The organism is Fundicoccus ignavus (genome assembly GCF_009659375.1).
Lineage (GTDB): Bacteria > Bacillota > Bacilli > Lactobacillales > Aerococcaceae > Fundicoccus > Fundicoccus ignavus.
Window position 1 is genome coordinate 37,763 of record NZ_WJQT01000008.1, and the last position, 14,177, is coordinate 51,939.

Here is a 14,177-nt window from a genome sequence, read left to right on the forward strand (position 1 = left end):
AAAGGTAAGGCTTGAAAACTTACAAGACAAAGCACGATTGTTTGGTCTAATAGGAGGCAGAAAATGAAAAAGGTTTTAGTCGTAGATGACGAAATATCGATTTTAACGTTGCTAGAATATAATTTAACGCAAGCGGGTTACCAGGTTGAAACCGCAGGAGATGGTGAGCAAGCCTATAAGCTTATCAGAGAAAATAAGTATGATTTTATTATTTTAGATATTATGTTGCCAGGTATGGATGGGATGGATGTTTGCCGCCGAGTACGTCAAGATCGCATCAAAACACCGATTCTTATGTTAACTGCTAAAGGTGATGAGTACGATAAGATTATCGGCTTAGAGCTAGGGGCAGATGATTATATGACCAAACCTTTTAGCCCGCGTGAAGTATTAGCGCGTATTAAAGCTATATTTAGAAGAACAGAAGTAGAACCAGTTTTAGATTTATCTTCTAATTCAGTGGATAAAGATTCTAACAGTTCAGCATTTCTTGAAGATGATGACGAAGAAACAGTGATTCGTTTGGGCGAAATTGAAATCTACTCGGAGCGTTATGAAGTGAAAGTAGGTGGAAAGGAAGTCGAAGTTACACCAAAAGAGTTTGAGTTGCTTTTATATATGGCAACACGTAAAGGCCGAATTTTAAGCCGCGACCAACTTCTAAACCGTATTTGGAACTTTGATTATGCGGGTGAAACGCGTATTGTAGATGTTCATATTAGCCATCTACGTGAGAAAATTGAAAAAGATACGAAAAATCCAGAGTATATTAAAACCGTTCGTGGTTTTGGATATAAATTTGAGGTGCCAGGCGAATGATGTGGGGGCAGAAAATACGACGGAATCGTCGCATGTTGTTGAGCTTAATCGCAATTATTGGCTTAATAATAGGTTTTGCCCACTTACTTCAGAATGAAATAAACGAAGATCTAAATGCATCCTTAGTAGCAAATGCTGAGATTCATGCACAAAGTATCGAGTCAGTGATTGAAGAGGTTTCTTTAGATGCTTATATTGACGAAATTAAACTATACTCACAGCTTATTCCAGATGAACGTGCTGTTTTACTAGTAGAAGATGATCAAATAAGAAACAAAGCCGTGCCTGAATTTTTATGGACACAAATAGATAATCAAGCAATTGAACGACCTCATATTATGGCAATTCAGTCAGCGATTAAGTCAACTGATGATGAAGTTGTCCGTTGGAAAAGCCAAGGACTTAATGGAATCGCCTATAGAATTGGGCAGGCAGATGTTGACTTATGGATTATTGAAAGCTTGCCGGAAGATTATTTTAAACTTCATGAACATATCTTTTGGCTAACAGTTGTCTTGATGTTGGTTTTAATTTCTGTGTTAACTTTTATTGTTTACCGCGAAGTGTTACAAAACTTTAGCGTACCCTTGGAGAAGATTGAAAGTGGTGTCAAAGGCTTACTTGATTCTAATGAGACAATAGAATATATCAACCACGATTTACCCGTTGTCGACCGAGTGGGACAAACTTTAAATCAGACTGGACAACGTTTACTGAGACAAAGAAAGGTGTTACTCGCTAGCCAACAACAATTATCTGTTTTGCTAGATCACATTAACTTGGGCGTAGTTGTCGTTAATCGTAGAGGCTTGGTTGAATTATTTAATCCAACAGCGCGGAAGTTATTGGCGCTCGACATTACTTCTTTAGGTAAATCCTATGAGTCAGTTATTAAGAGTTTCCTACTCATCAATATGATCAAATTAGTGGGTGAATCTGGAGAGGCGATGAGTGATGAGGTTGAGATGTTCATCCCTACTTCGAGGTATATCGATGTGAACATTGTACCCTTTACACAAGACGCAACGCGTATGGAAGGCTCTGTGCTAGTGCTGCTTTACGATGTGACTGAAATACATCGCTTAGAGACTGTCAGATCAGAATTTGTGGCCAATGCCTCGCACGAACTTAGAACGCCAGTCACTTCGATTAAGGGTTTTGCGGAAACTTTACAAGCTGGTGCATTGAAAGATCCTGAGAAGGCTGAAACTTTTGTTGGTATTATTGCCAATGAAAGTCAAAGATTAGAGACGATTATTAACGATATACTCGAACTATCACGTGTAGAAAAACGTGCCGTACCAGTTATAAATACAGAAATAGATCTTGTGCAAGTCGCACATGATATGGCAGACTTCTTTAGAAAGAAAGCCAAGAAAAAAAACATATCAATTGCGGTCATTGCTGATAAGCCAGTTATTTATCGAGGCGACAAGCACCGAATTGAACAAATTTTAACCAATTTAATCGATAACGCGATTAACTATTCAGATTTAGGGGATCACATTGATATCCTTTTATGGGACAAAAAACGCCACATCAAATTTGCGGTTAAAGACACCGGAATGGGCATCCCTGAAGAAAACAAAGAAAGAATTTTTGAAAGATTTTACCGTGTTGATAAAGGTAGAAGCCGAAACTCTGGTGGTACCGGACTAGGTTTATCAATCGTACGCAATCTAATCAAAAACATGAATGGAAAGTTAGATTTAGATAGTGAAGTCGGTAAAGGGTCAACCTTCTCCGTCACATTACCGAAAAATTAATCTGAAGACTATGTGGATAATTCCATGTAGTCTTTTTATTTAACCGAAATATTTGAATTTATCATTGTGGGTGACAACTTTAGATATAACGATCTAATTTCTCTTGAAAAATCAAAGCTTGGTTTAACGATTGTGCCTCCTTATGGAAATTCAAGAGAAATATTGCGATAACAACGTAAAGGCTTACATATTAAGACTGGCTAAGAAAGCGCAATTGACGTAAAATTTACACTAAATTTACAAGAAATTTACAAAGCAACTGTACAATGGATGAGAATTAGTTTGTTAAAATGACCCAGTAGTCATCGTGTGTGAAAATACATGTGGAGGAGAAAAATTATGCAACGTGATTTTAGTGAGAAATTTATGAAATATGTGTTTATGTTCTGTGCACTTATTTCAATCATCTCTATTTTATTGATTTTCTACTTTATTTTTATCGGAGGTAGAGTAGTAGATACACCAAATGGAAGAATTCTTGAATTTGATGGAGGCTTACCATTCTTAACAGAAAAAGGCTTCTTGGATGTAATTTTCGGAACAAATTGGAGACCAAACGCTTCAACCCCTTCATTTGGAATCTTACCAATGATTATTGGATCAATTCTAGTAACTTTGGGAGCAATTATTGTAGGTGTGCCAATTGGAGTATTAACTGCAATATTTATGGCAAAGTTCTGCCCCCCAAAATTATATAAAATTTTTAAGCCAGCTATTAACTTAATGGCTGCTATTCCATCAATTGTTTATGGTTTCTTTGCACTACAAATTCTAGTACCACTAATGAGAAATATCATGCCAGGTAATGGTATGAACATGGTGACGGCATCAATTCTTTTAGGAATTATGATCTTACCGACGATTATCGGGATGTCAGAAGCATCAATTCGTGCCGTACCAGATTCTTTCTATCAAGCGAGTGTCGGCTTAGGCGCAACCCATGAGCGATCAGTAATGAGAGTAGTTGTACCAGCAGCGAGTTCAGGGATTTTATCTTCGATTATTCTAGGAATTGGTCGTGCAATTGGTGAAACGATGGCCGTAGTATTGGTTGCTGGTAACCAACCAAGAATTCCAGATAGCCTATCTGATGGTGTACGTACATTGACAACGAACATTGTCCTTGAAATGGGCTATGCTTCAGGAGATCACCGTCAAGCTCTAATTGCGACGGCGGCAGTCTTGTTCGTCTTTATTATTGTGATTAACTCAGTCTTCATGGTAGTTAAGGCGAGAGGAGAGCAAAAATAATGAAAAAATTTAACTTAACAAAATTTCTAGTTTGGGGCTCAGCACTATTTACATTAGGTGTACTGGCCTATATTATCCTATTTATTTTATGGAATGGTATTCCAGCAATGAACTTAGGTTTGTTCGAATGGAAATACACATCTAATAACGTTTCGATGATGCCGGCCATTATTTCAACGTTGATTATAATTGGTTTATCATTACTTATCGCAGCACCGATTGGCGTGTTTACAGCTTTCTACTTAGTAGAATATGCCGACCGTGGCAGTCGTTTCTTACGAGTGATTCGTTTAGCAACGGATACTTTAGCAGCAGTGCCATCTATTGTATTTGGTTTATTCGGGATGTTATTCTTCGTCATTCAAATGGAAATGGGCTACTCACATATTGCAGGTATTCTAACATTAACGATTATGATTTTGCCTGTCATTATTTCTTCAACAGAAGAAGCCTTACTATCTGTAGATAACTCATTAAGAATGGGTAGTTTAGCTTTAGGAGCAGGAAAATTAAGAACAATCTTTACCGTAGTACTACCCGTCGCAATGCCTGGAATTCTTTCAGGAATTATTCTAGCAATTGGTCGTATTGTCGGTGAATCAGCAGCTCTACTTTATACAATGGGATCATCAAGTGGTATGATTAGCAGTTTAACTTCATCAGGACGAACATTAGCAGTTCACATGTATGTGTTATCGAATGAAGGTTTCCATGTGAAAGAAGCGTATGCGACAGCGACAGTATTAATTGTCATTGTTTTGATTATCAACAGTCTATCGACATTCATCGGTAACAAATTAGGTTCGGGAGGAAAATAATATGGCGAACAATATGTCTGTAACACTAAAAGCAAAAGATGCCAACGCAAGTAACGGTACTGGTAAAACAAAATTCAAAATAAGTGATCTTGATTTCTATTATGGCGATTTCCACGCTTTGAAAAATTTAAATATGGATATTGAAGAGAGTATCGTAACGGCCTTTATTGGACCTTCTGGTTGTGGGAAGTCAACGTTCCTAAAAACATTAAATAGAATGCAAGACTTAGTATCTTATGCAAAAGTTGACGGTTTAATTTCTTTAGACGGACAAGATATTTACCAAAAAAACTATGATGTCAATGAATTAAGAAAACGCGTTGGAATGGTATTCCAACATCCAAACCCATTCCCTAAAAGTATTTATGACAACATTGCGTATGGACCTCGTACGCACGGAATCAAAGATTCAGCGCAATTAGATCAAATCGTTGAAGAAAGTCTTCGTGGTGCAGCAATTTGGGATGAAGTTAAAGACAAATTACACCGTAAAGCTACAGATATTTCAGGAGGGCAACAACAACGTATTTGTATCGCCCGTGCGATTGCGAATGGACCAGAAGTATTATTAATGGATGAGCCAACATCAGCGCTTGACCCGATTTCTACAAACAAAATTGAAGATTTAATCAATGAATTAAAAGAAAAATATACAGTAGTTATCGTAACTCACAACATGCAACAAGCAGCACGTATTTCGGATAAAACCGCTTTCTTCTTGAACGGAGAAGTGGTAGAATTTGATGATACAGAAACAATTTTTAGTACGCCAAAAGACCAAAGAACTAACGATTATATCTCAGGTCGATTCGGATAATCTAAACAACACCCAAATTAGGAGGGGTACTTTTGAGAAAAGTCTTTGAAAAAGAATTAAAATCTTTATTTGTTCACTTAACTAAATTAGGTATTGCAGCAAATGAAGCCGTACATAAATCAATTAAAGCCCATAATACAGGCGATAAAGAATTGGCTAAGGAGCTATTCGCAGATGATCTAAAGATTAATGCCTTAACTATTGAAATCGAAAAAGAAGCTTATCGTATTATTGCATTACAACAGCCGGTGGCTTCAGATTTACGTTTAGTTTTCACGGTATTAACAGCTAGCTTGGATATTGAAAGAATTGCTGACCATGCGGTATCAATTGGCCGAGCGGTTATTCGTCGTAATGAGTCCGATCAACAAGTTGAAGGCTTAAATGATGTAGTCAATAAAATGGCAGAGACAGCTCAAGGTATGATTTCAGATGCAATGGACGCTTTTGTAAACCGTAATGCTGATCAAGCACGTGAAGTTGCTTTGCGTGATGAAACTGTCGATGCTGGATTAAAAGAAATCTATCAAGAAAGTGCAAAACGCATGCAAAAAAATACTGAAATGGTTCCAAGTGGTATTAGCTATATCAATATTGGAAACAGTTTAGAGCGTATTGGTGACTACGTCACAAATATCTGTGAACGTGTGGTTTACCTAAACACGGGCGAGATTGTTGAATTAAATAAATAGAAAGTATGCAAAACTGATGTTGAAAAACATTGGTTTTTTTTACTTAAAAGGATTATAAGTTTAACGTTGTTTTACCCAGCTTATGCTTCGCACAGCTTATTGGTTTCCAAGGCGGTGGTTGCCTCCAAAACTTTCGCTGGCGCTTCGGGATTTTCTAGCTCAATCGGATCGGTACTTTAGTTAAACTACTATTCAATGTTTGTACTCGCGAACTGGGTAAGTACGTTGAAACATGCCTCGTTAATTGGAATAGTATTGTGGCTATGTTGATGGTGTTAGTTGAAATTTCTTAAACAGCCTATTAAGACGGCACCGAAAGGACTTTACACAAAATTTACATTAGATTTACATGGAATTTATAATGCATCGCTATAATAATAGATGTACTGATAAGTAAGTGCTTATTAGACGATTGATTAATGTATGTTGACAGTCGATCAGAGTTAAAATCAAAGGAGATGTAATTAATGAAAAAATCATTAAAAGCTTTACCATTATTAGCAGTTGCAGGATTAGCATTCTCAGCAGTAACACCTGTTTTAGCACAAGAAGGTTCAATTGGTGTTGTATCTCGTGAGGATGGTTCAGGTACTCGTGGCGCATTCGTTGAAATCGTTGGTGTAGTTGACGAAGACGACAACGACATGACAACATTAGATGCAGTTATCCAAAACTCTACAAACGGAGTAATGCAAACTGTTGCGGGTGACTCACAAGCAATTGGTTATATCTCTTTAGGATCAGTAGATGATTCAATTAAAGTAGTGCCAATCGATGGCGTTGAAGCATCAGCTGAGAACGTTACAAACGGTACTTATCCAATCGCACGTCCATTCAACGTCGCATGGTCAAATGAAGGTGATTTATCAGAAGTTGCAGCAGACTTCTTAACATTCATTCACTCAGCTGACGGACAAGCAATTGTTGAAGAAGAAGGTTACGTACAAGTAACACCAAAAGCTGATGAAGAAGCAGCAACAGAAGAAGAGTCTACTGAAGAATCATCAGAAGAAGCAGTTGAATTACCAGCTTACGAAGTAGCTGGTTTAGAAGGAACAGTAGAGGTAGTTGGATCAACTTCAGTAACACCAGTAATGGAAAAATTAGCAGAAGCATACTCAGCATTAAACGAAGGTGTAACAATCAACATTACATCTAACGGATCATCAGCAGGTATGGAAGCAGCAATGAACGGAACAGCTGACTTAGGTATGGCTTCACGTGAATTAGACGAAGAAGAACAAGCAGCATTAAACTTCGACGCAATCGCAATTGACGGAATCGCCGTGATTGCTCACCCAGAAAACCCAATCTCAGGTTTAACACTAGAAAACGTTAAACAAATCTTCTTAGGTGAAGTAACAGAGTGGGAAGAAGTAGCTCAATAATCACTAACCCCAACTAAAACTCCTAACACACTACTGACTCTAAACAATCAGTAGTGTGTTTTTTTGCTCTAAATATGCCCCCACATAAGCAAGCACAAAACTAAATCTAAACCAACCACTCCCCATAACTTGGCAAAGAGTTGACTAACAAAAGTATAAGAATTCAATAAATGCGAACATACATTCTGCTTGTTCCTGGAAAATGTGATATAATAATACAGTGAAAATCCAAATGATGAAATGAGGACACTTTGGGATGGCAAAAGATAAAATAATCGTGCGCGGCGCACGCTCACATAACTTAAAGAATGTCGACGTAGAAATTCCACGCGATCAACTCGTCGTAATGACAGGACTCTCAGGGTCAGGGAAAAGTTCATTAGCCTTTGATACGCTATACGCTGAAGGACAAAGACGTTACGTTGAGAGTCTTTCTGCATATGCTCGTCAATTCTTAGGGCAAATGGATAAGCCTGACGTCGATTCAATTGAAGGCCTAAGTCCAGCGATTTCAATTGACCAGAAGACAACTAGCCATAATCCGCGTTCAACCGTCGGAACGGCTACCGAAATCAATGACTATTTAAGATTACTCTATGCGCGTGTAGGCGTTCCTTACTGTCCAACGCACCATATTCCAATTGAAAAACAATCAGCTGAACAAATGGTTGATCGTATTCTGGAATTGGAAGAACGCACTCGCATTCAATTATTGGCTCCGGCAGTCCGTAATCAAAAAGGGCAACATAAGAAATTGCTCGAGAAAATTTCGAAAGATGGTTTTGTACGTGTACGCGTTGACGAAGAAATTTATGATGTGACAGAAGTACCAGAATTATCTAAAAACAAAAAACATACCATTGAAGTCGTGGTTGACCGCCTTGTCATTAAAGAAGGTATTCGCTCACGCTTATATGACTCAGTAGAACAAGCCTTACGCTTCTCAGATGGTTATATGGTCGTGGATGTTATCGGCGAAGAACCTCTTTATTTCAATGAACATTATGCGTGTCCATTTTGTGATTTTTCGGTTGATGAATTACAGCCACGTTTATTCTCTTTTAATGCGCCTTTCGGTGCATGTGCGAGCTGTGACGGGATTGGTTCACGTTTAACGGTCGATCCAGAATTAGTCATACCAGATGAGAACTTAACATTAGCTGAAGGAGCTTTTGCACCTTGGCAGTCGATTAGTTCAAATTATTATCCATCAATGTTGGAACAATTTGCGAACAGTCGCAATATTCCAATGGATGTACCCTATAAGGATTTAGATAAAGACACGCAAAAATTACTGAAATACGGTGCAGCAGATGCAACGTTCAGATTTACTTATACACAAATGTCAGGTGCTAAACGGACCGTTGATCACGTGTTTGAAGGGATTTTTAATAACGTTGAAAGACGTTATAACGAAACATCTTCTGACTTTACGCGCGACGTGATGCGTCAATATATGTATGAATTAGAATGTCCGACTTGTCGCGGCCAACGTTTAAATGATTCAGCTTTATCAGTTAAAGTAGGCGATAAGAATATCGCAGAAGTATCTGAACTATCAATTGGTGATGCGCTAGAATATTTCAATAATATGAAGTTCTCAACGAATCAATCAATTATTTCGGGCCCAATTATCAAAGAAATTCGCGACCGTCTCACTTTTTTAGACAATGTCGGTTTGGATTACTTGACGATGAATCGAATTGCAGGTTCCTTGTCAGGTGGTGAAGCTCAAAGAATTCGACTTGCGACTCAAATTGGTTCACAACTAAGCGGTGTGATGTATATTTTGGATGAGCCTTCGATTGGTTTACATCAAAGAGATAACGCACGTTTAATTGAATCGTTACAAACAATGCGTGACTTAGGGAATACGCTAATCGTAGTCGAACATGATGAAGAAACGATGTTAGCAGCTGATTATTTGATTGACATTGGACCAGGTGCTGGTGAAAAGGGTGGTCAAATTGTGGCTCAGGGGACTCCTGAGGAAGTCATGGCCAATCCAGCTTCTCTAACCGGTAAATATTTAGCGGGTATTGAAAGTATTCCAATCCCAAGCGAACGTCGTCAAGAGGATTTAGGCTGGGTTAAAATAACCGGTGCGAGCGAAAATAACTTAAAAAATATTGACGCTGAGTTTCCAATTGGTCGCCTAACTTGTGTAACTGGTGTGTCAGGTTCTGGTAAAAGTACGTTAGTTAATCGAATTGCGAAAGTAGCTTTAACGAAATTAACCACCAGTACCAAAGAAAAACCAGGTAAATTTGACGAGATTTCTGGATACGAGAGTATTGAGAAAGTGATTGATATTGATCAATCACCAATTGGCCGAACACCAAGAAGTAACCCAGCTACTTATACGAGTGTGTTTGATGATATTCGTGCTTTGTTTGCGATGACGAATGAAGCGAAATTGCGCGGTTATAGTAAAGGGCGCTTTAGTTTTAACGTTAAAGGTGGGCGCTGTGAAGCTTGTCAAGGTGGCGGAATCAATAAAATCGAAATGCATTTCTTACCAGATGTCTATGTTCCTTGTGAGGTATGTGGTGGCGCGCGTTATAATTCAGAAACGCTTGAAATCAAATATAAAGGCAAGAACATTTCTGAAGTATTAAACATGACGATTGACGAATCTGTGGACTATTTCTCAGCGCATCCGAAAATTGCACGTAAACTTCAAACGCTTGTTGATGTTGGTTTAGGCTATGTGCGCTTAGGTCAATCAGCGACAACTTTATCTGGTGGGGAAGCTCAACGAATGAAACTTGCTGCTGAGTTACAAAGAGTTTCAACTGGTAATACTTTCTATATTCTGGATGAACCCACAACTGGTTTGCATCATCATGATATTCGTCGCTTGATTAAAGTAATCAATCGTTTGGTAGAATCTGGTAATACAGTTGTTATCATTGAACATAACTTAGATGTAATTAAAACAGCAGATTATGTCATTGATCTTGGACCAGAAGGCGGTGTCAACGGAGGACAAATAGTCGCTACAGGGACTCCAGAAGAAGTTGCTGAAGTTAAAGGTAGCTATACAGGACAGTATTTGAAACAGATACTGGCTAAAAATAAATAATATTACTTAAATAAGTAACCATCGGACTCGATGACACTTTGCATTTCATGTGAAGAGTTATCGAGTTTTTTGTCGTTCAAAAAATAAGTAAAACTAATCTAGAAGTTTCACTCGCCGCTGTAGTTTTCTGTGGCGATGATCGCTTTCAAAGCCTCATTGGTATTCATGGGGGTTCGAGATGTTCGGGCTTTTCCGGCTCAATCTGATAGGCTTTGTCTACTTCACTGTGCTTCGCGTGGATGGTTTAATGAATGTCTATTTGGGTGACAATTGTAAGAGTTGTGTTAAAACATCTAGTAAGTCCCCTCGTTTTTCAAGCGACCTGCTTTGAGGTATGTAAAAGCCTCTCGTAGATAAATCGAGGGGCCGAGATTCGATAAAGTATATAGATTTTCTGGGAAGGCATTTTATTCATTCTCAATTACTCGCGCTATCACCATGCATATTTTGGCTGTGGTTAAATGAGGAGCATCGCATATATTAGCACGATTGACGAAAAAAGTTAGCTAACTCAACCACTCTCAGTCTTAGGGTGTATCTTGTAAAAATCGGCCTCGAGTCCTATGCATTGTGTCGGAGTTCTTGGCATAATTGGTAGTGTAGACAGGAAGAATTGCAACGTAACCAATTAGAATAGAAAATATTAGGAGGAACTTCAATGAATGAAAAAGAAAGAATTATTGAATTAGTACGCCAGAACATTATTACGATGGATGAAGCGTTACGCTTATTAGAAGCGGGAAATACTTCAAGTTCCGATGTAAAAACAAAAACTGAAGAAGAAGTCGTGCATGAAAAAGTAACAGATACCAAATCAGAGGACCATACAGAACCAACTGAAAAACAAGAAAAGGTGGATTATGGTAAGCAATTCTCTTCAATTGTATCTGAAGTAGTGGATCAAAGTTTAAACGTTGCGCGTAGTGTGACGGATTATGTAGCAAAAATGGCCAAGGATTCAAGTGTAAAATCAGAAGACGAAGCAGCCGGAACTACGGATTATAGTGAAGAGTACCGTCAAGCACAAGCGGATGTTGAAGCTGAGGTGCGTGAGAATGCTTCAGAATCAGTCAAAGCGAGTGACAAGTTGTACTCACTTAAACAACAATTGGTAGAGTTGCATGCTAAATATGAGCAACTTGAAGCAGAAAGAAATGTACCAGGTTTAGATGAAACACGCTACGAAACATTAGAAGAAGAAATTGAAGCGATTGAATTAGAAATTGAAGCTGTTGAAATTGAATTGGATTTATTGGCAGACGGAGTAAATGATGATGAAGAAGCCAAAGCTGCGAAATTAGCTGAAAAATCGAGTGCTTTATCAGCCAAAATTGATCAATTGACTGAAGAAATGAAAAAGAAAACAGACGCTTTAACCATTGCAAAACAAAGACTAAGAGAAATCGAAATCTTTAGAGAATTAGATGAAATCACAGATGAAATGTCAGAACAACAACAACGTTTGGCTTTAAAAGTGACAGAATTAGAAACGAGCATTCAAGAAATGACGGATGAACTCGCTGCAACGAAAGCAGAACAAGATGAATTATATGCCTCCCACTTTAACGTTTATAAAGAGCAGGTGAAAAATTTCGTCGATTCAGCTTCCGAAAAAGTCAGTGAAGCTGCAAGCCAAATTGGTTCAGATGCTATCCGTGAAGGAAAGAGCTTTGGAAAAATGGTTGGCGAACAAGTGAAAGACTTGTTGCATAACTTTAATATGAAAGAAGTGAATTTGTCAGTCAATGTGCCGTGGGTCAAAACTCAAACGATTAATCATACATTTGTCTACCCAGCGGAAGACTTAACATTACTAGATTTTAGAGTAAATAATGGTTCAATTGAGTTTGCAACATATGATGGCTCAGAGATTATCATTGAAAGTGAAATTCGTTTCCATGGTAATCATTCATCTATCAATATTGACCGCTTTATGGAACTTAGCACTATTTCACACACACCAGATCAATTGATTTTCCGAGTAAATCATGCGAAAATCTCATTAGATGCAGTAGTTAAATTACCGAAACATCTTTATAATGAACTTAAAGTAGTGGCAATGAATGGCGATTTAAAGTTTAAAGGCATTGAAGCCAAAGATGTTTTACTTGAAAACAAAAATGGTGATGTTAAATTTAAGAAAACTCAAGCTAATTTTCTAGAATTAGACTTGCTAAATGGTGATGTTATCATTAAAGACAGCGACATTGATGATATTAGCTTGAAGAATTTAAATGGTGACTTCAGAGTGATCGGTAACTTAGGTAATTTGATTTCGAACACAGTCAATACAGATTATTTCATCACTAAACGAAATATTACGCCATCAAAAATTAAAATCAAAGGCGTTAACGGTGATGTCAAAATATCACTACCAGCAGCCGTTAATATAGAAGCAGATTGTCGTGTGAGCTTTGGCGACATTCACCAACGCTTAAGTAACTTAAGCGACGTGACTGCTAGAAAATCACATACAGACGTTCAGCGCTATCTGAATGCTGATGCAGCTTTAGTTGATATTGATGTATCACTTACTACAGGCGATGTTTTCTTGAAAGATACAACCAAATAAACTGTCAACTGTCAGCCGAAAAAAGAAACTATCATGGAAGGTTATAGAAAGGGGAAGCAACATGAAAAAATTAAAAGTATCCAATACTGATCGAGTGTTAATGGGAGTATGTGGAGGTATCGCAGAATATTTTAGTATCGATGCAACCATTGTGCGCGTGCTGTACGTTCTATTAGCCATCTTTGGTGGGGTAGGTATTCTAGCATACTTACTGATCGGTTTTATTATGACACAAAACAGTTAATTGATTATACAGGAGGAAAACATCATGAATAACAAAAAAAGACTTTATAAATCATCCACAGACAAACAAATTATGGGGGTATGTGGTGGTTTAGGTGAATACCTTAACCTTGACCCGACAATTCTACGTGTTGTATTATTAATCTTATTCTTCATGGGCGGCGTTGGTTTTTGGTTCTATATCATCATCGGTATACTATTACCTTATGATTACCAAGTGGATGGTTATGTCCAAAAACGCTCGACTAAATCTGAAAGTGTCATGAATCGCTTTGCCCAAGACGAACGCAAAGATGTGACACCAACAACTAAAGAAGACGACTGGAGCGACTTCTAATATTAGAAGGAGAGATTCGCTATGAAAATAATTATTAATGCGTTCATCTTTTTAGCATTAGCTGTTATTATTCCAGGGTTAGAAATTACAAGTATTTGGGCAGCTTTATTCGGCGCCATAGTTTACGGAATCTTAAGTTTCTTTGTGGGAACAATCCTTAAACTGATTGCGCTACCCCTAAACTTTCTATCTTTGGGTTTAGTTAATGTCTTAATTGGCGGGCTTATTCTCTATATGACAAGCGGTTTGGTACATGGTTTTAGTATCAGTTCATTCTGGGTAGCGGTATTTGCCTCGATTATTCTAGGCTTTATCCAATCACTACTCTACAAAAATGAGCGCGATGATCATTATTAACGTAAATAAAGCATTGAAGGTCGTTTGCATTT

The 14,177-nt window shown here is 37.9% G+C and carries 12 protein-coding genes; all 12 read left to right on the top strand.

Features of this window, described 5'->3' with window-relative positions:
- Nucleotides 1–63 precede the first annotated feature (63 nt).
- The 12 genes from GF867_RS06945 (at nt 64) to GF867_RS07000 (ending at nt 14,145) form a co-directional block, all read left to right on the top strand.
- The gene (locus GF867_RS06945) at nt 64–819 is read left to right on the top strand and encodes a response regulator transcription factor (protein ID WP_153832382.1); all 756 of its coding nucleotides are present in this window, start codon (nt 64–66) and stop codon (nt 817–819) included.
- Entirely contained in the window at nt 816–2,585 is a 1,770-nt protein-coding gene (gene pnpS, locus GF867_RS06950; RefSeq protein ID WP_153832383.1) for a two-component system histidine kinase PnpS, read from the top strand. Before GF867_RS06945 ends, pnpS begins: the two co-directional genes overlap by 4 nt.
- A gap of 339 nt (nt 2,586–2,924) precedes the next feature.
- Complete coding sequence (gene pstC / locus GF867_RS06955; RefSeq protein WP_153832384.1) at nt 2,925–3,836, top strand: phosphate ABC transporter permease subunit PstC; 912 nt, start codon at nt 2,925–2,927, stop codon at nt 3,834–3,836.
- Entirely contained in the window at nt 3,836–4,654 is an 819-nt protein-coding gene (gene pstA, locus GF867_RS06960; protein ID WP_153832385.1) for a phosphate ABC transporter permease PstA, read from the top strand. Before pstC ends, pstA begins: the two co-directional genes overlap by 1 nt.
- Nucleotides 4,655–4,667: 13 nt before the next feature.
- Complete coding sequence (gene pstB, locus GF867_RS06965; RefSeq protein WP_153832443.1) at nt 4,668–5,471, top strand: phosphate ABC transporter ATP-binding protein PstB; 804 nt, start codon at nt 4,668–4,670, stop codon at nt 5,469–5,471.
- 32 nt (nt 5,472–5,503) lie between these two features.
- Entirely contained in the window at nt 5,504–6,163 is a 660-nt protein-coding gene (gene phoU / locus GF867_RS06970) for a phosphate signaling complex protein PhoU (RefSeq protein WP_153832386.1), read from the top strand.
- Nucleotides 6,164–6,630: 467 nt separating this feature from the next.
- Nucleotides 6,631–7,551: a substrate-binding domain-containing protein gene (locus GF867_RS06975; RefSeq protein WP_153832387.1), complete on the top strand. Its 921-nt coding sequence runs from the start codon at nt 6,631–6,633 to the stop codon at nt 7,549–7,551.
- A gap of 256 nt (nt 7,552–7,807) precedes the next feature.
- Nucleotides 7,808–10,636 carry an excinuclease ABC subunit UvrA gene (uvrA, locus tag GF867_RS06980; protein WP_153832388.1) on the top strand — a complete coding sequence of 943 codons (2,829 nt, stop codon included), beginning with the start codon at nt 7,808–7,810 and terminating at the stop codon, nt 10,634–10,636.
- Nucleotides 10,637–11,294: 658 nt separating this feature from the next.
- Nucleotides 11,295–13,208, top strand: a complete 1,914-nt coding sequence (locus GF867_RS06985) for a DUF4097 family beta strand repeat-containing protein (RefSeq protein ID WP_153832389.1) — start codon at nt 11,295–11,297, stop codon at nt 13,206–13,208.
- A gap of 61 nt (nt 13,209–13,269) precedes the next feature.
- Nucleotides 13,270–13,452, top strand: a complete 183-nt coding sequence (locus GF867_RS06990) for a PspC domain-containing protein (protein ID WP_153832390.1) — start codon at nt 13,270–13,272, stop codon at nt 13,450–13,452.
- Between the two features lie 24 nt (nt 13,453–13,476).
- Nucleotides 13,477–13,788: a PspC domain-containing protein gene (locus tag GF867_RS06995; protein WP_153832391.1), complete on the top strand. Its 312-nt coding sequence runs from the start codon at nt 13,477–13,479 to the stop codon at nt 13,786–13,788.
- A gap of 21 nt (nt 13,789–13,809) precedes the next feature.
- Nucleotides 13,810–14,145 (top strand): phage holin family protein, encoded by a 336-nt coding sequence (locus GF867_RS07000; RefSeq protein WP_153832392.1) that lies wholly within the window; start codon nt 13,810–13,812, stop codon nt 14,143–14,145.
- The last annotated feature ends 32 nt before the right edge of the window (nt 14,146–14,177 follow it).